Source organism: Sphingomonas sp., assembly GCF_048595155.1.
Lineage (GTDB): Bacteria > Pseudomonadota > Alphaproteobacteria > Sphingomonadales > Sphingomonadaceae > Sphingomonas_I.
In genome coordinates this window covers 40,320-65,765 of sequence record NZ_JBMDXN010000066.1, presented here as the reverse complement: position 1 = coordinate 65,765, position 25,446 = coordinate 40,320, and the positions used below count along the sequence as shown (strand labels likewise).

At 61.7% G+C, this 25,446-nt stretch carries 23 protein-coding genes; 14 read left to right on the top strand and 9 right to left on the bottom strand.

Annotated features, from left to right (window positions below; translation table 11 throughout):
* The first annotated feature begins 424 nt into the window (after positions 1–424).
* Both ACOJSI_RS10690 and ACOJSI_RS10685 read left to right on the top strand, forming a co-directional pair.
* The gene (locus ACOJSI_RS10690; RefSeq protein WP_420138269.1) at positions 425–988 is read left to right on the top strand and encodes a hypothetical protein; all 564 of its coding nucleotides are present in this window, start codon (positions 425–427) and stop codon (positions 986–988) included.
* Positions 989–1,362: 374 nt separating this feature from the next.
* Positions 1,363–2,406: a serine hydrolase gene (locus ACOJSI_RS10685; protein WP_420138268.1), complete on the top strand. Its 1,044-nt coding sequence runs from the start codon at positions 1,363–1,365 to the stop codon at positions 2,404–2,406.
* Positions 2,407–3,686: 1,280 nt separating this feature from the next.
* On the opposite strand, the gene ACOJSI_RS10680 is transcribed toward ACOJSI_RS10685, so the two are convergent.
* The 4 genes from ACOJSI_RS10680 to ACOJSI_RS10665 all read right to left on the bottom strand — a co-directional run bounded on the left by ACOJSI_RS10680 (position 3,687) and on the right by ACOJSI_RS10665 (position 8,324).
* The gene (locus ACOJSI_RS10680) at positions 3,687–6,761 is read right to left on the bottom strand and encodes a GAF domain-containing protein (RefSeq protein ID WP_420138267.1); all 3,075 of its coding nucleotides are present in this window, start codon (positions 6,759–6,761) and stop codon (positions 3,687–3,689) included.
* Positions 6,745–7,080: a hypothetical protein gene (locus ACOJSI_RS10675; protein ID WP_420138266.1), complete on the bottom strand. Its 336-nt coding sequence runs from the start codon at positions 7,078–7,080 to the stop codon at positions 6,745–6,747. The genes ACOJSI_RS10680 and ACOJSI_RS10675 overlap by 17 nt, the downstream gene beginning before the upstream one ends.
* Positions 7,081–7,252: 172 nt before the next feature.
* A complete protein-coding gene (locus ACOJSI_RS10670) occupies positions 7,253–7,582 on the bottom strand; it encodes a hypothetical protein (RefSeq protein WP_420138265.1) in 330 nt (109 codons plus the stop codon).
* A gap of 289 nt (positions 7,583–7,871) precedes the next feature.
* Complete coding sequence (locus ACOJSI_RS10665) at positions 7,872–8,324, bottom strand: class I SAM-dependent methyltransferase (RefSeq protein WP_420138264.1); 453 nt, start codon at positions 8,322–8,324, stop codon at positions 7,872–7,874.
* A gap of 235 nt (positions 8,325–8,559) precedes the next feature.
* On the opposite strand from ACOJSI_RS10665, the gene ACOJSI_RS10660 reads away from it, so the two are divergent.
* Positions 8,560–8,949, top strand: coding sequence for a GFA family protein (locus ACOJSI_RS10660; protein ID WP_420138263.1), 390 nt, complete (start codon positions 8,560–8,562; stop codon positions 8,947–8,949).
* Positions 8,950–9,073: 124 nt separating this feature from the next.
* Here the strand turns inward: ACOJSI_RS10660 and ACOJSI_RS10655 are convergent, their stop codons facing one another.
* A complete protein-coding gene (locus ACOJSI_RS10655) occupies positions 9,074–10,045 on the bottom strand; it encodes a threonine ammonia-lyase (RefSeq protein ID WP_420138262.1) in 972 nt (323 codons plus the stop codon).
* A 153-nt stretch (positions 10,046–10,198) separates the two neighbouring features.
* Positions 10,199–10,963 (bottom strand): MipA/OmpV family protein, encoded by a 765-nt coding sequence (locus tag ACOJSI_RS10650; protein ID WP_420138261.1) that lies wholly within the window; start codon positions 10,961–10,963, stop codon positions 10,199–10,201.
* A gap of 213 nt (positions 10,964–11,176) precedes the next feature.
* Between ACOJSI_RS10650 and ACOJSI_RS10645 the strand changes: the two genes are divergently transcribed.
* The 5 genes from ACOJSI_RS10645 (at position 11,177) to ACOJSI_RS10625 (ending at position 15,536) form a co-directional block, all read left to right on the top strand.
* On the top strand, positions 11,177–11,806 hold the full coding sequence (locus tag ACOJSI_RS10645) for a TetR/AcrR family transcriptional regulator (RefSeq protein WP_420138273.1): 630 nt from the start codon (positions 11,177–11,179) through the stop codon (positions 11,804–11,806).
* Between the two features lie 253 nt (positions 11,807–12,059).
* On the top strand, positions 12,060–12,821 hold the full coding sequence (locus tag ACOJSI_RS10640) for an alpha/beta fold hydrolase (protein ID WP_420138260.1): 762 nt from the start codon (positions 12,060–12,062) through the stop codon (positions 12,819–12,821).
* A gap of 360 nt (positions 12,822–13,181) precedes the next feature.
* Positions 13,182–14,006 (top strand): oxidoreductase, encoded by an 825-nt coding sequence (locus tag ACOJSI_RS10635; RefSeq protein WP_420138259.1) that lies wholly within the window; start codon positions 13,182–13,184, stop codon positions 14,004–14,006.
* A 54-nt stretch (positions 14,007–14,060) separates the two neighbouring features.
* Positions 14,061–14,903, top strand: a complete 843-nt coding sequence (locus tag ACOJSI_RS10630) for an alpha/beta fold hydrolase (protein ID WP_420138258.1) — start codon at positions 14,061–14,063, stop codon at positions 14,901–14,903.
* 102 nt (positions 14,904–15,005) lie between these two features.
* The gene (locus ACOJSI_RS10625; protein WP_420138257.1) at positions 15,006–15,536 is read left to right on the top strand and encodes a VOC family protein; all 531 of its coding nucleotides are present in this window, start codon (positions 15,006–15,008) and stop codon (positions 15,534–15,536) included.
* Between the two features lie 175 nt (positions 15,537–15,711).
* Here the strand turns inward: ACOJSI_RS10625 and ACOJSI_RS10620 are convergent, their stop codons facing one another.
* The gene (locus tag ACOJSI_RS10620) at positions 15,712–16,137 is read right to left on the bottom strand and encodes an EF-hand domain-containing protein (protein WP_420138256.1); all 426 of its coding nucleotides are present in this window, start codon (positions 16,135–16,137) and stop codon (positions 15,712–15,714) included.
* 63 nt (positions 16,138–16,200) lie between these two features.
* Positions 16,201–16,686 (bottom strand): hypothetical protein, encoded by a 486-nt coding sequence (locus ACOJSI_RS10615; RefSeq protein ID WP_420138255.1) that lies wholly within the window; start codon positions 16,684–16,686, stop codon positions 16,201–16,203.
* A gap of 168 nt (positions 16,687–16,854) precedes the next feature.
* Between ACOJSI_RS10615 and ACOJSI_RS10610 the strand changes: the two genes are divergently transcribed.
* On the top strand, positions 16,855–17,571 hold the full coding sequence (locus ACOJSI_RS10610; RefSeq protein WP_420138254.1) for a response regulator: 717 nt from the start codon (positions 16,855–16,857) through the stop codon (positions 17,569–17,571).
* Complete coding sequence (locus ACOJSI_RS10605; protein ID WP_420138253.1) at positions 17,568–18,974, top strand: ATP-binding protein; 1,407 nt, start codon at positions 17,568–17,570, stop codon at positions 18,972–18,974. The genes ACOJSI_RS10610 and ACOJSI_RS10605 overlap by 4 nt, the downstream gene beginning before the upstream one ends.
* A gap of 66 nt (positions 18,975–19,040) precedes the next feature.
* On the opposite strand, the gene ACOJSI_RS10600 is transcribed toward ACOJSI_RS10605, so the two are convergent.
* Complete coding sequence (locus ACOJSI_RS10600; protein ID WP_420138252.1) at positions 19,041–19,526, bottom strand: hypothetical protein; 486 nt, start codon at positions 19,524–19,526, stop codon at positions 19,041–19,043.
* A 262-nt stretch (positions 19,527–19,788) separates the two neighbouring features.
* Between ACOJSI_RS10600 and ACOJSI_RS10595 the strand changes: the two genes are divergently transcribed.
* The 4 genes from ACOJSI_RS10595 to ACOJSI_RS10580 all read left to right on the top strand — a co-directional run bounded on the left by ACOJSI_RS10595 (position 19,789) and on the right by ACOJSI_RS10580 (position 25,438).
* Positions 19,789–20,661, top strand: a complete 873-nt coding sequence (locus tag ACOJSI_RS10595) for a LysR substrate-binding domain-containing protein (protein WP_420138251.1) — start codon at positions 19,789–19,791, stop codon at positions 20,659–20,661.
* A gap of 83 nt (positions 20,662–20,744) precedes the next feature.
* The gene (locus ACOJSI_RS10590) at positions 20,745–21,980 is read left to right on the top strand and encodes a molybdopterin-dependent oxidoreductase (protein WP_420138250.1); all 1,236 of its coding nucleotides are present in this window, start codon (positions 20,745–20,747) and stop codon (positions 21,978–21,980) included.
* A gap of 11 nt (positions 21,981–21,991) precedes the next feature.
* Positions 21,992–22,480 (top strand): hypothetical protein, encoded by a 489-nt coding sequence (locus tag ACOJSI_RS10585; RefSeq protein ID WP_420138249.1) that lies wholly within the window; start codon positions 21,992–21,994, stop codon positions 22,478–22,480.
* A 477-nt stretch (positions 22,481–22,957) separates the two neighbouring features.
* Positions 22,958–25,438: a M1 family metallopeptidase gene (locus ACOJSI_RS10580; protein ID WP_420138248.1), complete on the top strand. Its 2,481-nt coding sequence runs from the start codon at positions 22,958–22,960 to the stop codon at positions 25,436–25,438.
* Positions 25,439–25,446 lie beyond the last annotated feature (8 nt).

The following is a 25,446-nucleotide window of genomic DNA, read 5'->3' as shown; positions in this document are numbered from 1 at the left end:
GGAATTAGCAAACGGTCCCGCGCAACCGCCGCCACCGCCTGCAGGCCAAATCCCACAGCACCGAGGCCAAGTATAGAACGTCGCGTGAAAGCAAATCGCTGCGGGTCGCTCATCATATAATCGTACCAAAGTTCGATGTGTTTTGGGCCATAGCTGCCAAATCAAGCGCCGATATTTAAGCGATCGTTCGTAGAACGACTGGATATCCCGGCAGTCGCCGCAATCGCCGGCCATACATAACATCTGTGACTCCCCGGCTAAGTGAAATTTAATTCACTTAGACGGGGAGGATGCTCCTGATACGTCAACGGCATCGATCGAGTTCAGGAGGGGATGCGCCTCGCTTGGCGCCCCAATATCTCCCAGCGAACCGGGCCGTTCGGGTCAGAGGTCGGCGCGCGCAGATAGCTCCTGAAGGAAGAGAATGATGATGAAATTGGAGAAGCGAGTGCGTATCAAAGTCACAGGAAGATTATTGGTCGCGCTGGCAGCGAGCACATCTTTGGCCGCTGCGGCTGATACACAGCCAGCAGCCCCCCCACCCGCGATCACGTCAGGCATGGTCGTCAAGGATACGAGCGGCGGCGTGGTAGGAATTGTGACGTCGGTCGACGGCGCCTTCGTCAATGTAAAGACAGATCGGTACGAAGCACGTTTACCGAAAACCTCCTTCACGCCTGAAAAGAACGCGCTTCTCTTTGCCATGACTCAGCAGCAACTCAATGAGACGCTCGCGCGAGAGATCAGTGCGGCTGGCGCGGCGCTGGTACCCGGCGTGGTCGTGACTGGCCTCCAAGGTGCAGTGGTCGGAACACTGGATTCCATTGATGCAGACTTTGCGACGTTGAAGCTGTCTTCGGGACAGCTAGTAAAGATTCCGCGTGCCGGTTTGGCCATCGGTCCGCAGGGCGCGTATATCGGAACGACCGCCACCGCGCTTGAAAGCCAAATCAGCGGGAGTACGGCAGCGAGCACTGCCAGCCATTAGGATGTGAACAGCACTGCAGGTCAAGATCGAGCTCACATCCTTGGAGTCTACCGCAGAGGGCGGTCGGCGACGCCCCCCCCTTGCGGCGCGTTGGTCGTCGAAGACACCGCCTTGAGGGAATGTGGCCATGCGGGGTAATCCTGACACGACGAGCAATGAGCATGAGCTGGAGATTCCAGCGAGATGGCTCAACGAGACCGAAAAATTTGTTATAATAATTACGTAGAAGCCAAGATATATAGTGTCATCGTACCCGCATTAACACTACATCGCAGTAAAAATGATTGAATAAACGGGACTAAATATTGCATCACATTCGCAATCACCTTGGCGCACTCTTTGCTCTTGGCCTGAGCGTCTTTGCAACGGGATGCATGTCCACCGGACCATCGACCTCCCGATCAAGCTCCAATACGCCCGCCCCTGCCTCGCTCCATGAGATCACTACCGTCGACCGCCCCGTTCCCAAACCGGCACCGCGTGATCTGCCGCCGCCGGATCTGGCGCGAGCTGTCCTCGCTCTAGGTGCGGGTTTTCAGGGCGAGGTCGGCATCGCGATACGCGATGTCGCGAAAGGATGGACCGTCGGCTACAAGGCGGACGAACCATATCCGCAGCAAAGCGTCAGCAAGCTTTGGGTCGCTATCGCGCTGATGGACGCGGTGGATCGAGGAAGAATGTCGCTATCCGACCCAGTCATCGTGCGGCGTTCCGATCTGACGCTTTTCCACCAGCCGATACGCGCCTTGGTCGGCAAGGATGGTTATCACACAACCATCGGCGCGCTTTTGCGCGACGCGCTGACGCGGAGCGACAATACCTGCAATGACATTCTCTTATGGAAAATCGGAGGTCCGTCCGCGGTCCGCAGCGTGTTGGCGCAACGGGGGATCTTTGGCGTCGGGTTCGGCCCGGGCGAACGCATTCTCCAAGCCACCACCGCTGGACTAAGCTGGCAGCCGCAATGGGCCGGAGGCTGGGGTTTTCTGCAAGCGCGCGCAAAGATGAGTTTTGCGGCACGCAATCGGGCGCTGAGGCAATATCTCGCGGCGCCGCCGGACGGGGCCTCTCCAGCAGGCATTACGAGCGGCTTGGCCTTGCTGCAAAGCGGCTCGCTATTGAGCAACAATTCGACCGTGCATCTGCTCACGCTGATGCGCGCTAGCAAGACCGGGCCGCTCAGGCTCAAGTCAGGCCTGCAGCCCGGATGGACATTCGCCCACAAGACTGGCACCGGACAAGATCTTGGCACCCTTTCGACGGGGTACAACGATGTCGGCCTGTTACGATCCCCGGAAGGTCGCAGTTATGCCATCGCTGTCATGATCCGCAGCACGCAGGTACCGATACCCACACGCATGCGGCTGATGGGTGATGTGACGCGCGCCGTCATTAGAGCATCGCAGCAGAGCGGGTGAGGCGAGCAGATTTCAGGGTAACCTGCCCGCTGACGTAGCTGCCGCACAATGCCATTGACGGAAGTTATGTAGCCTTGAGTCCGCCCTATCGGCTCGTATCCGGCAATCGCGTCCCAAAAGAGTCCAGTGACCAGCGGTTCGGGCGGTGATGCCGCAAGCAGCACAGCGCCAGATGTCCCTACCGGCAGTCGACACGCTCGCGCCGCGCCCGGCCAATGGCCGCGCGCAATCTTCCGAAAGTTCGACGATGAGGCGTTGATGGTGCGGTAACGGGTTGTCCATCAGCTGAGGTTTCGCGCCCTGATGCGGAAGACCTTCCGGATCGGTACCGCCCGCATGGGGCGGCCTGTAAGGTCGCGCGGCTCGGACTTTCGCAAACGGTGGCAGGGACAGGGCCCGCCGGCATAGGTCGTACCGTCACCTAGATCAGCCCGGCACGGTTATTCCGTCTCGTCCACCGCTCCAGCAGATCGCTATAATTTCCGATGTTTGGATGATGACATGGCTGACCGCGCTTTCCTTTTGGACGATCCCGCGCATCCCGATCATAGACGCCGATATGACGGAGATCGACGGCGGTTCGATTCAGGCGGCTGCCGAATAACTCTCGAACTACGGCGTCCACGCCGCGGGGCGCGCGGCGCCAATGGGGAATCCGTGGCGGAACTGCCGCTCGTCGCGATCGCGTCGCAACGCACCGACTATCTGGTCATGGGCGGCTACGGCCGTTGACGCGCGACGTAGGCTGTTCTCGGCCGGGCCCCCGTCGGCTGCTGGGCAAAAACCCGCTCCCGATCGTCCTGGCGCATTATTGCGAGGTTTGGCGACTGATCGGAGCGTTGCGCCGTGGAGAGAGACAATCGCTCTCAATGATGATCTGATGTATGTCAGGAAGACGGTCAGCGCCCCGCTGCCATGGGGCAGAGGCGGCGTCGGCCATCGAGCCTGTGATCCTTCTTGCGCGTTGGCCAGGAGCCCCCTAATTTCGACCAAGTCAACCTGACCGGACAAGGCGGGTATTGCGAGAAAATGGCTGGGCATGGCACATTGCGTGGTATGCCCGGCGGACATAAAGCGTGATTTCAGTACTTATAGCAACGTCTTAGCGAATAAGTGCGAATCCCACCCTGTCCGCCATTCCGCCGTTTGCCGACGCCTCCGGCATCTGAGCCGCCGCAGCTACGCCGCCTAATCCAGAGCGGCTATTGGTGACTTAGCCGACGGGCAGGTTGCGGCGACCAAGCGCGGATACCTGCCGTTGGCTTCGCCCGTGACGCGCATCACTGCAGCTGCGCCACGGCCTCAACAATCGTGCGAAATGTAACTGGCTTCTGGAGCCGCGGCACGTCTTCCAACTCCGGCGGAATCTTGTCGGGATCGTACCCAGTCATGAATAGGAATGGCACACCGCGCTTGCTTAGGACGCGGGCAATTTCGAACCTCGGCCCTCCTCCTCCCAGGTTCAGATCCAGCACTGCGTGGCTCGGCGTCCGCGTTTCCAGAAGATCAAGCGTCGCGTCCTCACTCGGGCAAGGCCCAAGCACCTCGGCGCCCGCGCCGCGCAGGGCAGCGGCAGTGTCGCCCGCGATGTAATAGTCATCCTCGACGACTAACACCTTGCGACCAGTCAGGTCTGGCGCGTCCTTCATGTCCAAGCTTCCTCCAAATAGCGTTGTAGGCATCGGCGCATCAGTTTCGAGGACGCTTTCTCCCTCCTTGAGCGGGAACTTCAGCTGGCAGTGGGCGCCACCGGGCTCGAGGGTGATTTTCCCTGTTCCTCCAATCTCATACGGGATGCGGCCTTCGATCAGATCGCTGCCGAACCCGCGACGGATGGACGGTTGCCGAGATGGGACCCCGGTCTCCGTCCAGTCCAGCGCGAGCCAGGCCCTTCCACGCTTCTCGAAGGGCTTCCATGAGACGCGCAGGCGCCCGTCGGGAACCGAGAAGGCGCCATACTTGAGCGCGTTGGTCGTCAGTTCGTGAAGAGCCAAGGTCAGAACTTCCGTCACCTTCGGCGACAGCCTGATCTCGGGCCCATCCAATTCGAACTGATCATCACGCTGCGCCTGGGCACTGACCTCGCTCGCGACGATGTCTCGAAGCAATCCGCCGGTATTGGCTTCGCGGGTCAGTAGGACCTGCACCCGCGCCAGCGCCATAAGGCGCCCTTCGAGCAGTGACCGATAGTCCGCGACGTCGACAGCGCCGTCTGCCGTCCGGAGCGCCATGGACCGGATCATCGCCATGATGTTGCGCACCCGGTGCTGCAGCTCCGCCAGGAGTACACCCTGGTGTCCGACAGCCAGCTTGGCCTCGGTGATGTCCTCGGCGATACCGCCGATCCGTTCTATCTTCCCTTCGACGTCTTCGAGAGGAAAGCTGGTGTCCCTGATCCAGCGGAAGGCGCCGTCAGAGGGCCTCCGGATGCGAACCTCATGTTGGGCGGTCTTGCCATCGCGCGCAGCTTCCAGGTGTTCAACCGCGGCATCGCGTTCTTCGGGCACGATCAGTGCCGCCCAACGCTTGACGTCCCCGAGCAGCCCAGCATCATCAACTCCGTAGATCGTGGCCAGGGCCGGGCTGGCGAACTCCATCTCAAGGCGGTTTGCTTTTCTGATCCACAGACCGGCGGCCGAAGCGTCGGCGAATTGGCGAAACCGCTCCTCGCTCTCTGCAAGGGCGGCTTCGGCCCGAGTTCGCTCGATGAAGTCGGCGACCAGCCGCGCCAGAATGTCGAAGAAGCGGTAGTCGCCGTTCGTCGGCTGATGAGGGTGGCGCCAATGGGTGGACATCATGCCCACCATCTGCCCGCGACGTGTCACGAGGGGAGTCGATTGGACCGATCGTATGCCGGACTTGCGCCAAGCCTCATGATCGCCCGGGTCCGCCTCGAAAGTATCGACATCGGCGAGGACCACGCGCTCGCCAGCGTTTAAAGCCCGCCCGCAGGCGGACGCCGTCCCGGCGTCCACCCACGCCCAGAACGCAGCGGAATCAAGATGGAAGCCGACATGGCCAGCGAGTCTAAGCCTTGAGCTCGGATGGTCATAGACCTGCACGCTGGCCGCGTCCGACCGCATGAGCGTGCGGGCCGCCTCGCAGATCCTGGCAAAATGACCGTCCAGGGCACTCGTCGACACGAGTTCGTCGCCAATACGTTGCAGCACCTGCGTCGCTTCGAGGTCTTGGGCAAGCCGCGCCTCGCTTTCGCGCAGCGCCCCTTCAACGTGGGCACGCTCGACAGCAGCCCAGGTGCGCTCAGCAACCTCAACCAACAACGTTTCATCGCTAGTCGACCAGTCACGAATCTCCGTATCGCCGGCGATCAACGTGGCGATCAAACGGCCCTCCTTCACCAAGGGCGCCAGCATCATCGACCTAAATCCCAGGCCAGTGAAATTCTGGCGGATCCGCGTGGGCAGCTGTTCATACCCTTCGTAGTTGGAAACAGTCAGCAATGTGCCGCTTGCCAAGAGCCGGAGGAATTCGGGCGCGTCGGACACGTCGTGAGCGCCCGCAAGCGATGGTAGGCCCTCCCTTGCGGAGTCGCGGAGCACCAGACCGATCTTCCTGTCCAAGTCCCAATCGACATAGTAGCACCAACCGACGTTCAGTTTTTCCCGCAGCAGGCGGGTGGTCTCCCCCTGTATGTCGGCGGGGCCCGCGAGCGGCCGGACAGCGTCGGAAAGCGTCAGCAGGAACGATTGCCGCTCCTCGACTTCAACCAAGGCATCGGTGCGCTGCTCCAGTTCCACCTGTCGGACGGTCGCCGCGTCGATCGCCGAGATCATCTGGAACGCGGCTCCAGCGGAGCGGGCGAGGGTTTGCAGAACCCGCGCATCCTCTGCATCGAACCGACCTTCCGGCGTGTGCTTGATGGCCCAAAGAGTTCCGACCGCCTCGCCCTTCACATGCCACGGAGCGAGCAGGTTCTCATAGATGCGTGGCTCGACATCTCGAAGGGCGGTAAAGACCCGCTCGGCTTGGGTGAACAGGAGGACGCGGTCGCGTTCCATCACCGTCCCACAGGGGCTCGCTTCCCAGGGCATCGTGCCATGAAGGTTGGACACAAACGCTCCTGCCGCGGCGTGCCAACGAAACATACCGCTCATTCCCCCGGGCTCCAGAACGCTGATGCCGGCTGAATCCGCATGGCACAGATCCATGACCAATTCGGCGCATTTCTGGAGCACGCCTCGCGGATTTGTAGCCATCTCATGGGCCAGCAGCCCGAGCGCCCGACTCTCGGCTTCGTAGTCTGGAGCTCGGAAGGGTCGGCTCGCCAGCTCGGTGGTGATTAGGACGTCGTCGACTCTGCCGGGCGAAGGAACAGGATCAGAAGCGCTGGTCACTGCAATTCCCTTGCGTCCCAAGATAACGGGAGCGGCGCGCCCGTCGCTTGAGCGCCACCCATCGGATGCGCGTGCTCATCTCGGCATCATCAGCCAGCCAGCTCATCATCCGTCCGGCACCTTCACTTTTGTCATTCCACATGGCTTCTTTTCGTCCGATTTGCATACTGCCGAGTGGTAACGCGCCACCAATCCAGAATGTATCGGATTTTGTGGGATCATTTAGCGTCGGCAACTCGACATGCTCATCGCACGTGACCGAGAGAGAACTTCCGAGGCGAGCTCGACCAGGACGGGCAACGATGGCCCGATTGCGCACGTCGGTAGCTGGTGATGTCGGCCGGTGCGATGATTTCGGCCAGGCACTGATCAGGCGGCAGGTTTTAGGCGGAGCGCCCTTGTAGTCGAACGAGGCTGGCGGCCTCGGTGGGTGCCGGCACCCTTGCGTGTTCGCTCGCTCCTTGTCGAGCCGGCGATATTGCGCACCGATTTCAGTGAATGGGGCAAACGGCAACCAGCCGGGGGACCCGCAACAACTCGCCGCGTGGATTGTCTCGCTTGCGTCCACGGGTGAGGCGCCAGCACGGCTCGTGTTCGGCGACGATGTCCGGCAGTGGGCCAGCGCGAAGATCGATCAACTGCTGCAGGATATAGCCCGGTCGCCGGATCATGGATGACACGAAGGGCATGTGGGCCACCGTGATCGACCAACACCAGCGGTGGCTCCGGTCGCGCCCTTCTGCCGCTTCCGTGGCTAAAGCGAAGCGCGCGAACAGGTTACTTCGGCGCGCGCCTGCTCGGGAGCGCGCCGGGAAGGTCATGCGCTCTGCCTATGGTGCAGGAGGACCATATCCTGGTGGGCCAGCGAACCCCGCGGCACATAGCTCAGGATATCAAAATAGTTCGTCCAATGTTCGAAGACGTACCAGGGTGCGTGAAACATGCTCTGATAATAGCTGGGGAAGTCAGCGGCCCAAACATCATCGACGTGGAAATACGTGCCCCTGCGTCCGACACTTTCCGTCGCAGTGCGCGCCAGCTCCTGCGTTCGCGGATCATCCTGGGGTAGTGACTTCAACCATCTTTGCAGCGCGAACGGTCCATGTACGGTCAGAACCAGCACGCCCTTGGGCGAGAGGATGCGCTGAAGTTCGGCAAGCCAGGCGTCTTGATAATCTCGTCCAGGTGCGTGAGGACGCTGTGGTTCAGAATAAGGTCGAAATAGCCATCTTCATAGGGAAGCGGCGGCAGACCGTCGGTCTGGATTGTTCGGATGCCAGGGTAATTCTCCTGCAGCCAACGGATCGCGTCGCCGTCAATGTCGCAACCATGCAATTCCTGCTTGTCGAGGTCGACAGGCAGATGAGACAAGATCCGCCCGCAGCCGCACCCCCACTCCAGGATGCGGCCGACATTCGGGATATGCACACCGACGCCTGACAAAGCGCGCCGAAAATCGGCGGCAGACTGCCAGCCGGAACTGCCGAATTCCGACGCATCGGCAATGCCGGAAACACGAAGACGCAGATGCTCGGGAGAACGGGATGAGCCATGGCGCGTCATACCGCCAGCTAATCATGCGGAGCAACAGAGCTTATAGGTGTCTTTAAGGAAGAATAATGGACGTTCGGGGACTAGATCGTGCTTTCTGAACTTGTATCAACGCTGAAGCCCGCGCGTTCGTCATCGGACTGCGGAATGAAAGGTTTTGCCTCCGAATTTGCAAGGCATAAATCTTGTTCGAGGCCGGAGCACTGCTGACTGCGGTCCGCCGTTCGCATTTGAATCGGAATGACGGATGAGTGATTTGACTGGAGGGTGTCTTTGCGGTGCAGTTCGCTTCGTAGCGCGAGGCCCCGCGTATCGCGTCGGACTTTGTCATTGCCTTGATTGTCGCAAGCATACCGGTTCGCTGTTTCATGCTTCAGCGATCTTTCCGCAGGGCGCCGTGACCGTGTCCGGTGAAACCAGCAGCTACCGCGGGAGGCGCTTCTGCCCGATTTGCGGATCGTCCGTCCTCCAGCAGAGCGGCGACGAAATGGAAGTAAGTCTGGGAGCGCTCGACGCTCCCAGCCAGTTGCCGCCTACCTATGAGCTCTGGACGGTCCGTCGTGAAGCCTGGCTACCTCCATTCCCGCTTGCACGCGTCTATCCAGGCGACCGGCCGGCAAGCGGCCGCTTTGAGTAGTAGGGCGATCGGATGCGCACCCAGCCGCCAACGAGCGCCCTTCCCCAGCCCCGACGCCCATGCGTGTCTGGACACGCCAGCTGCAGCGAAGGTCGTCTCGACCGACGTTGCTCAAGAGTTGTTCTCAGTCTCCAGCGAGGCAGACACCAAAGACATCAAGATCGATGTTGCCGCCCGAAATCACGGCGACCAAGGGGCCTCCCTTGACCTGCCCCGACAGGATCGCCGCAACAGGAAGTGCCCCAGCGCCTTCGGCCACGATGCGAGCTCGTTCCGCGAGTGTTCGGACCGCGCGCCGCACCTGATCGATGCGCACGACCAGCGTGTCGTCCACGACCGGTTTCATCCGTTCCCACATACGGGGGAAGAGGCTCTTTCCCCCTGCGCCATCGACGAACGACCGCGTCCAACCAGGAAATTTCTGCGGGGATCCGCTGTCGAACGAGAATTTGGCGGGAGACGCGGTCTCCGGCTCCACGCCGATCACGCGAACGGAAGGGCGAAGCAATTTCATCGCACGGCCCACGCCGGAGATCAGGCCGCCCCCGCCGATCGCAAGCAGCACGGTCGATGCGCCCGGCAGATCCTCCATGATCTCCAGTCCCATTGTGGCGTGCCCGACGACAAAATTATGATCGTCGAACGGGTGGACGAAGGTGCCTTCCACGCTAGCATGGGTTCGTAATTCCATGGCCTGCCACGCCACATCGTATGAAACGGGCACCAGCCGCGCGCCAAGGGCTTTCATGCGTTCGATCTTGGCAATCGGCGCCGTTTCGATGACCACGACCGTGCACGGAATATTAGCGGCACGGGCGGCATAAGCGAGCCCTTGGCCGGCGTTTCCGGCACTGACCGTCCACACACCCGCGCGCGCCTCGTCGGACGAAAGCATTGCAATCGCATTGGCGGCGCCGCGCAGCTTGTACGCATTGGTCGGCTGCAGATTTTCCATCTTCAGATATGTTTCCGGAAATTCCGGGCCCAAATCCAACGGCACGAGCGGTGTCCGCAGGACGGTGACGGCAATACGCTCGCGCGCGGCCTTAATTTCGTGAAGTTCAATCGGCCGCACGGCTTCCAAGCTATTGTTCACGCGACACCTCCTGTTCGTGTTTGATCTTTGAATGGGGGGAGCGGGGCATGCCCTCATGCTCGCGAGCTGGGATTGCAGCGGGCTGAGCAAGGACCGGCAAAGCTGCTTCGAGCTGCACGCGCACAGCACTTGCTTGAGGGCGGCCAATGCGGGCTAGAAACGATAGCTGACTGCAAATAACCCGGTCGGACGTGTCTTGTGATCGATCAGGGGACTGCGTTGCGCATCGCCGACAAGCATGACCGCGCTGCCGGTCGCGCTGACCATGAGCCGCTCGGTGAGTTGGTGGCTGGCGGTCAGGAACCCGCTCACGTCCTTGAAGCCGGAACCCGGACGGAATTGGCGCAGACCCGACGCTGTCGCTTCCCCGGCATCGATCCCGAAATACCTGCTATTATATTTGCGGTTCACCCAGGTCGTGCCTACGCTTGGCGTGAGGGTCAGCCGAGCGCCGACTGGGATCGGATAGGCGATCGTTGCATCGGCAATGAAGCCTCTGGTTTGACCCGATACGCCGTTCACCACGCCAATTGTCGTGGCAAGGTCTGCTACACGAAGTTTGGCGAAGGCCCGAGCACCGACACCATCGCTCAGCCGCCGCACACCTGATGGCACGTCCTTGCGGCGATAGCCCTGCATCAGGACGGCGCTGACACCGACCGTGAATTGCTCGGTGTTGATCGGTGCGATTCCGGCGCCGTTGCGCAGGTTCGCGAACAGCCAACCATGTTTGACATCGATCGCGGGCACCAAATTCACTCGCGACTTCTTGGAGCCTTGGAAGGCGGGTGCAACGTAGACGCCGGCTCCCAGAATGACATGGTTCTGTTCCTGCGCGCTGGCGGGTGCCGCCGCCCCCAACAGCGCGATCAACGTCGCCCACAAAGCATAGCCCGCGTTCCCATCAGCTTTTCGCATACCTGCTCCGGTGCATGCGGAGGCGCCTTGTGCGCCGGCATCGAGAAATGCCTACCTTCCAGTAGGTCGGCTGTCAATTTGTGTCGGGCGAGGTGGCGGCTAATGCCTCCGGTTTCGATTATATTATATCTCTCAGCAGCTTAGGAATGTTCCGTCCCGAACGCGCCGATGGAGCGCCTTGAATGAAGGCGCAATCCTCGTATCTTGACGGGCGTGGAAGGTAGTTGGGGAATGGTCATAAGCGGCGGTACGGCGAGCAAGCTGATTGAAGAGGCCAGTCAGCTCATCACCAACGTCGGCTATAACGGCTTCAGCTACGCCGATCTGGCCGAGCGACTGGGGATCCGCAAACCCAGTATCCATCACCATTTCCCGACGAAGGTTGATCTCGTCGTGGCGGTCGTAGAGCAGCAGCGCGCGCAGATTCGCGCGCAGCTTGCAGCATTGGAAGACGGCAACCCGGACGCAATGGCGCAACTGACCGCTTACGTTGATTATTGGAAGCGCTGCATCGAGGACGAATCCGCGACTTTCTGTCTCGCGGGCGTGCTAGCGGCCGAGCTGCCTGGTCTGCCGAAAGAGGTCAGCGCCTCGGTACAGGGACATTTTAACGATCTCGGAACCTGGATTGAGCGCGTGCTGACGCTCGGCACCGAACAGGGCGCTATAAAGCTTGAACTGGAACCGCAAATGTCGTCGCAATTCTTCCAGACCGCTGTCTACGGCGCGATGGTGATGGCGCGCGCCTACAAGGATCCCGGCAAGTTCAGCCTGGTGGTGGATGCGTTTCTTGCGCGCATGCGCACCGGATCCGCACGCCAACCGGAACAGCCCACTCCCTGAAGCCGGCTAGGCGAGACCGGCGCTCGTCCGTCGCACCTCCGCCGACACGAAAGCTCGCCACTGGAGCTTCCCTCGCGTGCGGCGATTGCAGCCCGCCGTCGGCAATAATTAAGAGCGCGTCATCGAAGGTAATCACGAATTTCTTCGTGTGTGACCGAACGCGTGTCCGACGCGAATGAAGCACCATGCCCTCCCATCTTCTCTTTAGGTTGATGTGAATGGCGTTTTTGCTTTGAGATAAAGGAATATTCCCATGTTCAGCCGCTTGGGCAAAAGCCTGATCATTGGCACCGCCTTTCTGTCAGCCGCCCTCACTGCGTCCGCTGTTTATTCCCAGCCCGCCCGTAACGTGATCCTGGTGCATGGCGCGCAGGCCGATGGATCCGGCTGGAGGAGCGTTTATGATCGCCTCAGAGCCAAGGGTTTCAAGGTCCAGGTCGTGCAGGAGCCGCAGACCAGCGAGGAAGCCGACGTGCAGGCCGTCAAACGCGCCGTCGCCTTGGCGGATGGGCCTGTGGTTCTGGTCGGTCACAGCTATGGCGGGCAGCTCATCACCGAAGCCGGGGAGGATCCCAAGGTCACCGCACTGGTGTATGTTTCGGCTGCCATTCCCGAAGTCGGCGAAAGCCTCGCCGACCTCTTCAAGGCCGTGCCCTCGCCCAGCGGCGATGCCATCCGGCCCGCCCCCGGCGGCTTTCTCATGATCGATCCTGCGCGCTTCCATGATGCATTCGCCGCCGACCTCCCCAAAGCCCAGACCGATTTCATGGCCGATTCCCAGGTGATGATCTCCAAAGAGGCGTTCGGCACCAAAACGAAGGTCGCCGCCTGGAAGGACAAGCCGAGCTACGGCATCCTCGGGACACGCGACCACACGATCAGTCCGACGCTGCTGCACTTCATGTACAAGCGCGCCAACGCGAAAGTTACCGAGGTCACCGGGGCCAGCCATGTCGTCTTCATTTCGCACCCGGCCGAGGTCGCGGCGGTGATCGAAAAGGCTGCGGCGAACTAACTGCCGTCAGCCTTACCGCGTTGTCTCGGCGCCCGAAACCGCGGGATTAAACCTATCAGCATCGTCGGGATGATCGCCCGCTCAAGTGGACTGGGCGCCCGCCGAACTAAATTGCCTGTCAGAAAAGGTCGCGTGGCACCGCCAATCGGCCATACTTCGCGATGTCCAGAAATATCCTTGGCTAGCTGATTTGACCAAGGCCCACACAAAACTGAACACGAATTGTTCAATCATGTCAGTGAACGAACACGTTCAATCATACTAGATACTTTATCGAGTTTCGACTGCACTCCTTCTAGCTTTCAGAGGATGCGGCAACCCGACAGATGCCCGCAAATCGATGTCGTTGGAGAAGAATCAATGAAGACTTGGCTCATTACTGGCTGCTCAAGCGGTTTCGGCAAACGGCTGGCGTTCGCGGCGGCACAGCGCGGAGATCGGGTCATCGCGACCGCGCGCGACGTCAAGACGATCGAGACGATGGCCGAGCCTTTCGATGGTCGGATGATCACACTGCCGTTGGACGTGGCCGACGCGACGGCCGCCGAGGCTGTGGTCGCAAAGGCGGTGAAGGCATTCGGTGGCTTTGACGTACTGGTAAACAATGCTGGTTACGGGCTGTTCGGCGCGATCGAGGAAGGCACGCCTGACGAATATCGGCCGATGTTTGAAGTCAACGTCTTCGGTCTGATCGAAACCACCAGAGCCGCCCTCCCCGTGTTGCGACGCTTTGGCGGGACGATCGTCAACATGTCCTCCAGCGCCGGCATCGGCGGCGGCGCGGGTGGCGGCTATTACAATGCCGCCAAGTTCGCTGTGGAAGGGATTTCCGAAGCGCTTGCCGCCGAGCTCAAGCCGTTCGGCATTCGCGTCCTCATCGTCGAGCCTGGTCCATTCCGCACCGACTTCCTTGGCCGTTCGATCGCAATAGCGGCCAAAGAGATGCCGGAATATTCCGCGGTATCACGCCGACAATATCGCGAGACCAACAACGGCCATCAGCCCGGCGATCCCGACAAAGCGATTGCGGTGATCCTGCAGGCCGTCGACGCCGCGGATGCTCCGCTCCATCTACCGCTTGGCCCGATTGCGCACGCGATCGCCGAGCGAAAGCTGACGGCCTTCCGCAACGATATCGACGCCTGGCGAGACGTCACGATCGCGACCGATTTCCATCAGCCCTGAGCGCCAGCCGCCCTTCCCGCTTGAACGTCACAGAAATTTGATTGGATCACGATCATGATTGCAGCCTTGAAGGGCTTTACGCAGCAGATGGTGCGGGCGAACGGCATCAAGATCAACGCCGTCACGGGTGGCTCTGGGCCGCCGATCCTGCTGCTGCATGGCTGGCCGGAAACATGGTGGGAATGGCACACTATCATGCCGCTGCTGGCCAACCATTTCAGCGTCGTGGCCATCGATCTGCGCGGCGCGGGCTTCTCCGACTGTCCGCAGGGCGGCTATGACAAGGCGACCATGGCGCGCGACGCGCATGACGTCATGACGGCCCTCGGCCATGAGCGCTACGCCGTGTGCGGGCATGATATCGGTGGCATGGTCGCCCTGCCCCAGGCCGCTATCTATCGGCAAGCTGTCACGCACCTAGCCGTTCTCGACGTTCCGCTTCCCGGCTGGAGCGGATGGGAGGAGGCGACTGCGCGGTTGTGGCACTTCAGCTTCCATAGCAATCGCGATCTACCCGAACGCCTGATCCAAGGCCGGGAATATGATTATATCTCTGCTTTCATGGCGGAGCGGTTCTACGATCACAGTAGCTTTAATCCGTCGACCATCGAGATTTACGCGAGAGCCATGGCGCTTCCTGGCCGCACCCGCGGCAGCATGGAATGGTATCGCACCCTGAGCGCCGATCATGCGGCTGCGCTCGAATATAAGAAGCACCCGCTCGAGATTCCGGTGCTGGGCCTCGGTGGGGATCAGCGCTTTGGCCCTCAGATGGTGCCGATGCTCAGGGAGTTTGCCGGCAATGTGACGGGTGGCTCCATCCCGCGCTGTAGCCACTATGTCGCGGACGAGCGGCCGGAGGACGTCGCGGCCGCGCTGATCGATTTCGTCAAGTAAACTGCGGCCGCGCCGTGGTGGGCCGGCCGGATCGCGACACCGCAGCGAAGCTGTGAACGCTGCCTCTTCCTTCGACTCATTAACACAGAAAGGACCATTGTCATGACCGCACCTGTCATCCGCGGCGTCAATCATATCGGCATCACCGTTCCCGACATCGAAGCCGCAAAATCATTCCTGGTGGAGGCCTTTGGCGGCCAGGTGATCTATCAATCCTTCGGCCCCCAGGATCCGCCGCGGCAAGGACCCGAATTCGAGCGGGCTGTTGACGCCTTTCCAGGAACGGTCGTTCGTGCGCAGGCAATGGTCAAGATCGGCACCGGACCCGATATCGAGCTGTTCGAGATGCACGGCCCCGAACAAGCCCGCCCGATCCGCGCGAGCGACTTCGGCATCACCCATTTCGCCCTCTACACCGACGATATCGACGCATCGATCGAGCGCTTCGAAAAGGCCGGAGGCGCTCTGCTCACGGCACCTCGTCCAATTCCCTATGCGACCGAGAAAGGTCCAAGAAACAAGGTCTGCTACTGCCGCATGCCCTGGGGCACGACAATGGAATTCATCACCACGCCGGACCGCATGCCCTACCACGATCAAACCGATCTACGCAGATGGCAGGACGAGGATTGAGCCGGGCAAGACGGGGCTCGTAAAGGGCGCCCGTGAAAGATCGGCGAAACAGTCGCCGCGGCTGTCGGCGGCGCCAGCACCAACGGGGAAGCCGCGCGCGCAGATCATGGCTTCTCCTGCTTTGAGATGGCGGCCAACCTGCCTGCTGCCCGCGGTGCTGGCACCGCGACTCACGTTAACGCTGCCTGCGCAGCTCGCCAGCTTTTGCCTCGAAGGCGGCAAGCTCGCTTTTGTCGACATTGCCGTCGTGATTGATATCAGCCCGATCGAATAGCGGCATCGGTGCCTTGGCGAGTTCGTCGCGCGTGACGCGGCCATCACCATTGGCATCTGCCTCGCTAATGAGCGCGTTGAGCCGATCAGCTGCATCAGGCCGAAAGCGGGCCAACCGCTTGAAGTCATCGCGGCTAATAGTGCCGTCATGGTTGCGATCGGCCTTGTCGAAACGGGCGCCTCGCGAAGCCTGGAACTCGGCGCGCGTGATTATGCCGTCGCCGTTCGTATCGGCATTGGCAAACGCGGCCCCGGGGGCCTGCGGCAGCTGAGACAAGGCGGGGCTGGCGGCGAGCAACGCTAACGGCAGCGTCAGAAACATCTTCATGGATAATGTCTCCAAAAGAGGGATCAGGCGTACGGGATCAAAGACAGCCTTCTGGGCAGCGGGCTAGGGGCGACGGGGAACGGTCCCGCTGACGGTGCGCGTCCCACCTTGAGGCCCGCTACGTGTGCTCGAGTAAGTCGCGGTACCGTCACCATTATTGGTGGCACTGAGCGTCCGGGCGAAGATGTTGCCATTGTTGAACGTGGTAGTACGACTACCATTGAACTGCCCAGCGCCCCAGCGCGCGTCGCGTGTGGTGGTCGCGCCGCGCCCATTGTTGAACTGCGTGCTTCGATCTGCCGAATAAAAGCCCGGGCCATATTCGCGACTGCGCTCGTGCCGGTAGCCGCGGCCGTCCGCTGTCTGCAAACCGCGCCGGATCGTCGCAGATCCCGCCTCGCGGGACGCCGTGCGCCACTGAGCGAAGCCACGTCCGCTGATATCCCTGGCCGTTACGACATGGCCGCGGCGAACCCCCGCCTCGGCTGGAACCGCCGCAACGCACAGACCGGCAGCGATCGCTCCTAGGCGCAGAACATGCTTGTACATCTCAGGCTCCTTGTACAGGCGACTTCGCGTCGCCGCTGACGCAGCTAATGGAGGCGGGGTGTAATTCCTCTGCGACCAAGCAGTGACAAAGTGTAACAGAGTGTAACAGAGTGTAACGCGGTTTCAGGACGCGTTTCCGTCGCGGACAGGCCGCGCTATCGGTGCTTCATGGAACGCAGCTGCATCGCCGTGGTCGAGGATGATCGTGAGATCCGCGCGCTCGTTGTCGATCTGCTCAATCGCGAGGGCTTCGAAGCCGTGGGCTGTCGTACCACGGCTGAGTTTGATCAGCTCAAGGATCGCCGGCGCATCGACCTCGCTGTGCTCGACGTGATGTTGCCTGGCGAAGACGGTCTCTCTTTGTGTCGGCGATTGCGCGCGACCGGTGACCTTCCAATTTTGATGGTCACCGCCAAGGCCGACGACATCGACCGGATTGTCGGGCTTGAGATCGGAGCCGATGACTATCTACCCAAGCCCTTCAATCCGCGGGAGCTCATTGCCCGCGTTCGCGCAATCCTTCGCCGGACGCGGGGGCAACACCGTATATCACCGCCACTCGGAAACGAGCGTTATGGCTTTGACGGTTGGACATTGGACGTGGGCGCGCGCGGCGTAACCGCTCCGGACGGTAGCGGCGTAGAACTGACGGCCGGCGAATTCGATCTGCTACACTGCTTTGTCAAGCACCCCCAGCGCGTGCTGAACCGCGACCAGCTGTTGGATTGGACGCGCGGCCGCAGCGCTGTCCCCTTCGACCGCGCAATTGACGTTCAGCTCAGCCGGCTACGCCGCAAGCTCGCGCTGGCCCCGGGCGGCGACATGGTCATCAAGACAGTGCGTGGCGGCGGTTATCAATTTACCGCGGTCGTGGCGCAGGCGTGACCATCGGCTCTAACCTTTCGCTACGGCTGGCGGCAATCCTGCTGATCAGCTTCATTCTCGTCCAATTGTCGATCGCGGCCGTGATCCTCAGACCATCCGGCGACGCCGGCAAATCATACGGCCTACCGAGGCCAAATGAGGTCGCAGCCATCGCCGGTTCGATCGAGCGCGCGCCATCGGGACAGCGCGAGGCTTTGCTGGAAGCGCTCGACAGCGGCCTCTATTCGCTTAGGCTTGAAAAGAGGCTTCCGGCGCGTTGGCGTTCCTCAAACGAGCTTGGGGATCTGGCCCGCCTCTATCAATCGGCCTCGCAGGGGCGGCCCGTCAGCGTTGACGGTCGGCGGCCCCGGCTGAGCCGATGGATCGGAGACGCCGCGCGGCCGGCACGCTTCCTCGCCCCGATTCGTGTCGCGATCCGGCTCCGGAACGGCGACATCCTCGTCCTGACGAGCCAGCCGTCGGACGATCTGCGGACCTATCTTCAGAGCCGTGCCATAATCGGCGCGCTCGGTGCTCTGACCCTCCTCGGCGTGCTGATGCTGGCCGTGCGCCAGACGACAGGGCCGCTCCGCGCGCTCGCACGCGGCGTCCGTCAGTTCGCCGACGATCTCGATGCGCCTGATCTGCCTGTCGCGGGGCCGCGCGAGGTTCATCAAGTCGCGACCGCCTTCAACGACATGAAAGCGCAGATCCGCACTCTCCTCGCAGAGCGGACACGGCTCCTCGGCGCCATCGCGCACGATCTGCGTACCTATCTGACGCGCCTTCGCCTACGCGCGGAATTTATCGAGGACGCGGCGCATCGCGAGCGCGCGATACGCGATCTCAGCGAGATGACGGCGCTCGTCAACGACACGCTGTTCCTGGCCGATCGCGAGAGCGCTCCGCCAGCCCGCCCCGAACATGTCTTGCTGGGTCCTGCTCTCCGCGAAATCGCTGACGCTCATGCAGAACTGGGTGACCAGGTGTTGTTGGTGCTGCCACCCGAAGATCTCACGATATCGGCCACTCCGCTTGCAATGCGACGCGTGCTCGACAACTTGATTGCAAACGGGCTGCGACATGGGACCTGCGTGACAGTGGCGGCTCATGATCGGGGCGACGCCATTGACATCATCGTCGAAGATGATGGCCCGGGCGTGCCGGACGAAGCGCTTTCACGGCTGGGACTGCCCTTCCAACGCTTGGATCCGTCGCGCAGTCGGGAGACGGGCGGCGCAGGACTGGGCCTGGCGATCGTCCGCGCTCTGGCCGCGCGCGACCGCGCCGAGATTGTCTTCGAACAACGGGTACCGAACGGCTTGCGCGCCATTTTGCGCTATCCGCGCGCCAGGATGATCGACACCGCATCCGACGGAGAAGAAGTGAATTCGGTGCGAGGCGCAGAATCGCACGTCCGCTAGGCCTTGTTCACGCGGACGAGGCGACATGGGACGTTGCTGCCGCACAGCCCCAACCCTCCTATCTTCTCATCCTGAATGCGCTGTCCGTGCGACGATGCCGATCGTCGTCGCCAGCATCACCATGCACGCCGGGAGAAAGAGCATCTGCACGACCGCCTGCCGGCCGGTGATCACATCATTGAACGTCTCGACCGGGCCGTTCAGAAAGTCAGCGAAGTTGCGCCGCAATTCGCCGGGCATGGCGGCATCAGCCACGAGGATGCCCCCGATCATAAGGCCGAAATAGATGATCATCAGCACAGTCACCATGGTCATCACCAGCGCCGCGGATGTGTCGCGGGCGAAGAAGGTCCAGAAGCTAGTCAGCAGCATGGCATAAAGCGCAACGAGCGCGATCAATGCGCCGGAATGGACACCGCGCGACGCGACACCCGGCGCCGTGCGCTCGATGACATCATAGCTATCGGCATCGTGCACCAAGGTCAGCATCGGACGTGGCGTGTCGTCGCTTTCTGGCGCGTCCGGATCGACGAAGATCGGTAGGGTTGCCATTTCGTATCTCCTCATCAGCGCAGCGCGAAATGCGCGGCGTCGTGGATACGGAGATGGGCTTGCGCCCGCCGATCGGTCCAACCGATCCTCCTTGTCGTTCCCATCCGAGAGGGCGATCGACCGCCACGGCTTCGCGATATTCTCCCTTCCCCCATGTCTCGTCAGCTTCTCAAAATGATCGGATATGCCGATCGAAACCAACCGAGCAAACGTTTGGACCGATGGCTTCCTCGGTCTTATCTCTGGATCCGGGAGACAGATCGTGACCCTTGAGCAACTGAAGATCTTTGTGGCCGTGGCCGAACGCGAACATGTTACGCGCGCCGCGGAAGCGCTGAATGTCACGCAATCCGCCGCCTCCGGAGCAATCGCCGCACTGGAAGCACGCTATGCGGTGCCGCTATTTCACCGGGTAGGGCGCGGCATCCAATTGACGGAGGCCGGCCGCGCGTTTCTGGACGAAGCCCGCGCGGTAATCGGGCGTGCCGCCCATGCCGAAACGATGCTCGCCGACTTCGCCGGACTGAAGCGCGGGACGCTGCGCATCGTCGCCAGCCAGACGATCGCCAGCTACTGGTTGCCGCCCAAGCTTGCTACCTTCCATGAGCGCCACCCGCAGATCGCCGTAGAGCTGGCGATAGACAATAGCGAAGGTGCCGCCGCGCAGGTGCTGCACGGGATAGCTGATCTCGGCTTCGTCGAGGGGACGATTGACGAACCGGCGCTGGCGCACTGGGTCGTCGGCTACGACACGATGGTTCTGGTCGGTCGCGAGCCAGTGGACGCGGTGGACGCGGCGTGGCTGCGTAGGGCGCGCTGGATTGTGCGCGAACAGGGTTCGGGCACCCGATCCAGTTTCGAGGCCGTGCTGCACGCGCGCGACTTCGATCCGGCCTTGTTGAGCGTTGCGATGACCCTGCCTTCGAATGAGGCGGTCCGCACCGCCGTGGAGGCCGGCGCGGGCGTGGCCGTTCTGTCCCGCCTGGTGGTGGAACGCGCGCTGGCGGCAGGCGATCTGGCCGAGCTTCCGATGGACTTGCCGGACCGTCCCTTCCATGCGCTCCGCCACAAGGAGCGCTATCGCACCCGCGCGGCCGACGCGTTTACCGATCTGATCAAGGAACAGGCGCGCTGAGCGGGATCAGCCCAGCCGCCCGTCCGATCACCTCCGAAAACCAGCTTTTTCCGCCAGCAACGCTGGCGACCGGAGAATTTGCCATGGACATTTTAGACGCGAAGTTGGCCAGCGAGACCAGTCGACGCCGCTTTCTCAGTCGTGCTGCGCTGGGCGGCGCCGGACTGTTGGCCGCACCCGCGCTGGCGCAGCAAATGGTCGACCTGCGTCTCCCGGGCGGCAATGCCGAGCGAACCCTCACCAGCGCCTTTCCCGGCAAGGGCAACATGATCCTCCAGCGCGTGCATCCGCCCTTGCTGGAGACGCCGATGGAGGTGTTCGATCGATCTGTCTTCACACCCAACGATCAATTCTTCGTGCGGTGGCATTGGGCCGACATCCCGACCTCAATCGATGTCGAGACCTTTCGCCTGAATGTCTTTGGGCATGTCAATCGACGCCTCTCGATCAGCCTGGCGCAGCTTTTAAAGCTCCCGCGGGTCGAGATGGCGGCGGTCAATCAATGCTCGGGCAACAGCCGTGGGCTGTTTCAGCCCCCCGTTCCGGGGGCGCAATGGCGGCATGGTGCGATGGGCAACGCCAAATGGCTGGGCGTGCGGCTGCGCGACGTGCTCGACATTGCTGGCGTGAAGGCGGGCGCGGTGCAGGTACGCTTCAATGCGCTCGATCAGCCCGTCGTCGCCGGAGCGCCGGATTTCGAGAAGTCGCTCGACATCGATCATGCGCGAGATGGCGAGGTGATGATCGCCTTCGGAATGAACGGTCAGCAATTGCCACTGCTTAACGGCTTTCCCTGCCGTTTGATCGTGCCAGGCTGGTACTCGACCTATTGGGTCAAGATGCTCAATTCGATCGAGGTACTGCCGGCCCCGGATGATCACTATTGGATGGCCAAGGCCTACCGGGTCCCGGCAACGCCCGGTGCCAACGTGATGCCGGGGCAGAAGGGTTTTCCGACGGTACCGATCAACCGCATGATCCCGCGCAGCTGGGTGACCAGCCTGCCGGAAGGGCAACAAATCGCATTCGAGCCGTCGATCCCCGTCGGCGGCATCGCATTGGGCGGCGACTGCGGCGTGGCCAAGGTCGATGTCTCCTCCGACGGCGGTCGCACCTGGTACAAGACCATACTGGGCCCGGACGAAGGCACGTACGGCTTACGCCGCTGGGACGGCCGCGTTCCGCTGCGGCGAGGCGCCAATTCCATCATGGTCCGCTGCTGGAACACCAAGCGTGTCGCGCAACCGATGAAACCGATCTGGAACCCAGGCGGGTTCATGCGCGGCAATATTGAAACGACCAATATCATCGCAGTCTGAGGAGCCCAACCATGAAGGCCTTGTCACCCGGTGCTCTGGCTGCCGGTTTCATCGGACTCACCGCCCTCGCCCTCATCGCCATTGGCCCGCCAAGGAGCCGCAAGGCGCCAGCGCCGATAGCAGAGACGCCGGCGCAGGCGCCGGCCCCGCCGTCGAGCGTGTCCGCTAGAGGTTTCACCTTGGTCTCGACAAATGTCGACTTGCCGATCGACGAGGCCACCTATCCGGACGGGCCTCATGCTGACATTATCAATGCCAATTGCACATCCTGTCACTCGGCCAGCATGGCGCTAACCCAACCCGCTCTGTCCGCCGATCAATGGAAAGCCATCGTCACCAAGATGCGCGAGACCTATCACGCACCCGTCGCAAAAACGGATATTCCTGCGATCGTTCAATATTTGACAGCGATGCCGAGCCAGAAAGCGGCAGCTACGATCGGGAAGGCCGAGGGCTCCACTCCCAAACTCGCTACGGATAGTGCGGGCATGACCGGCTGATAGGTACATAGTTGGGTGGGGCGCGAGCTTTTTGCGCGACACGGCTTTGGTTATCATGCGGCCCAGTAGTCGGATGACGACGCCAACATGGCCTAACGCGAGCCGCGCCCGCCCCGGGGCGCGCCTTAATTGTCTTCCTGGAAAAATAAGAATAGCCAACGTGAGCGTTTATCGCCGTCAGCGACCACCGTTGGTGTCACTCGTAATCCAAACACTCGCTTATCTGCACCCGTCAACTGGCACCGCGAGAGGCAACCGATATAGCAGCTACAACGCGGCTAATGTTCAGGTTGGTCGCTTCAACACCAGGGAAGCAGCGATGCACAGCGGCCAACCGTGAACCTAATACCGAAGGCAACACGTCGGGGCCTGCTCTTGGGCGCAGCGGCAGCGGGAGCGACGGGGTTCGCCGCACCATCTGGCCTTGTGCCGGCCGTCAGGGCGCGCGGTATCTCGCTTGCGTTGGCGCGGAAGCGCGTGACGCAGATTGCGAACATCCACTACGATCTTGCGCTGGACGTGACGGCTGCAGACCATGCCAGCGGAACGGTGTCGATCAGTTTCGATCGTCATCCGAACAGCGGCGATTTGATCCTCGATTTTCGCGGAACCACGCTGACCGACATCCTTGTAAATGCCCAGGCGATGACCGATCAGCGGGCCGACGGCCACCTGCTGATGCCGCAAAGGCTGCTGCGAGCCGGCGCCAATACTGTTTCCGCACGGTTTACGACGCCAATCGCGGCGAGCGGTGCCGCGATCATCCGCTTCCAAGACGAGACGGACAAGCAGACCTATCTTTACACGCTGCTCGTACCCTCGGACGCCAATCTGCTCTTTCCCTGTTTCGATCAGCCCGACTTGAAAGCAAGGTTCCGCTGGCGGGTGACCGCGCCGACCAAGTGGACGGTACTGACGAATGGCCCGGTCGAAACGAAGGAAGCATCAGGCGCTACGACCCGCTGGACCTTCGCCGAAACCCAACCAATTTCCACCTATCTCGCCGCTTTCGCAGCGGGCCCCTGGGCGCAGTGGTCGTCCGCCCCTGTCGGTCAGCGACCGATCACCCTCTACGCGCGTGCCTCACGCATGGCGGAGGTGGACGCTGACATGCAGATGGCCGCTAATCGTGCGGCGTTGAACTGGCTGGCCGAGTGGTTTGCCGTGCCGTTCCCGTTTGCAAAGCTCGATGTCCTGCTCGCCCCAGCCTTCCCATTCGGCGGCATGGAGCATGTCGGGGCTATCTTCTACAACGAGGACCGCTTCGTCTTCCGCGAGCCGCCGACATTGCCAAGGCGGCTGAGGCGCGACGGCATAATCTACCATGAGATCAGCCATCAGTGGTTTGGCGACCTCGTCACGATGCGCTGGTTTGACGATCTGTGGCTGAAGGAAGGCTTTGCGACGTATATGGGGGCGCGCATTCAGGCCGAACTGCAGCCTGACAGTAACGCCTGGACGACTTTCCTTCTGTCTACCAAGACCCTCGCCTACCAAGCCGACGCGACCAGCGGCACACAACCGCTCTGGCAGGCGCTTACCAACCTGGACGCAGCCAAGAGCAACTATGGCGCGATCGTCTATTGCAAAGCCCCTTCCGTCCTGAAGCAGCTGGCCTTTCTCGTCGGGGAGGACAGCTTCCGCCGCGGCCTTCACCTCTTTCTGGAGCGGTACGCCTACGGCAATGCGACCTGGCAGAATTTGCTCGGCGCGGTCGCCGAGGCCTCAGGGGTCGACCTTACTTTGTTTGGTCGGCAGTACATGCTCCGGGCCGGCCTGCCACGCATCGACACGCATCTTGATATCGAAAATGGCCGGATCGTTTCGCTCAGGCTTTCGCAGCGGCCTGTGCGCATCCTCACCGGCGATCCCGGCGGTGCATGGCCGATGAAGGTTCGGATCCGGCTAGGCTATCAAGGTGGCACCGATGCCATGTTCGACGTCAATTTAGATCAGGACATCACGGATATCGCGCAGGCACAGGGACTAGCCGCGCCGGACTATATCTGGGCAAATGACGGCGATCAGGGCTACGGTCTGTTCATGCCGGACGACCGCACGCTGGCATGGTCGGGCACCAATATCACTGGCGTGCACGATACGCTGCTAAGAGCCATGCTGTGGAACGGGATGTGGGATGCGGTGCGCGATCGGCGTCTTGCGCCCGAACAATATCTCTCGATCCTGCTGGAGCATTTGCCCGGCGAAACGGACGAGCAAGTCTCAAGCACCATAGTCTCTCGGGGCGCCACGGCGCTCAATCTCTATCTCCCCGCCGAACGGGCGATGGCGCTCCGTCCTGCATGGGAAACGGGCCTGATCGCACGGATGGACGATCCCAAGCTCAGCTACGGTCTGCGTAAAGACGCGGCGGATCGCCTGATCGAAACTGCAAGAACTCCGCTCGCCCTGGAGCGGCTGCGGTCGTTGCTGATTGGCCGCGTCACGCTCGCGGGCACGCCGATCCGCCAGCCCACACGCTGGACGATAATTCAGCGCCTCGTCACGGTAGGCGCGCCCGATGCGGACGCACTATTCGCGGCGGAGCAGCAACGAGACCGATCGACCGAGGCGGTTAAGGACGCATTCGTGACCCGCGCCGCGACGCCGAGCGCAGCGGTGAAGAGCGCTTATTTCGCGCGGTATTTCAACGATAGCACGCTGAACGAGTCTTGGACGCTTCAAAGCTTGAACGCGTTCAACGCGATCGAACAGGCGGCACTTACGCTGCCGTTCCTTCGCCCGGCGTTGGACCGGCTGGAATGGATCCGGCAAAATCGTCGCATCTTCTTCCTACCGACCTGGATCGAATCCTTCATCGGCGGCCAGGCGAGCCCGGCAGCGCTCGCCGCCGTAGACGCCTTCCTTGCCAGCCAGCCCGATTTGCCGATCGACGTGCGGCGCAAGATCCTGCTTTCGCGCGATGAACTCGCATTGACCATCGCGATCCGGAAGTAGAAACCGTG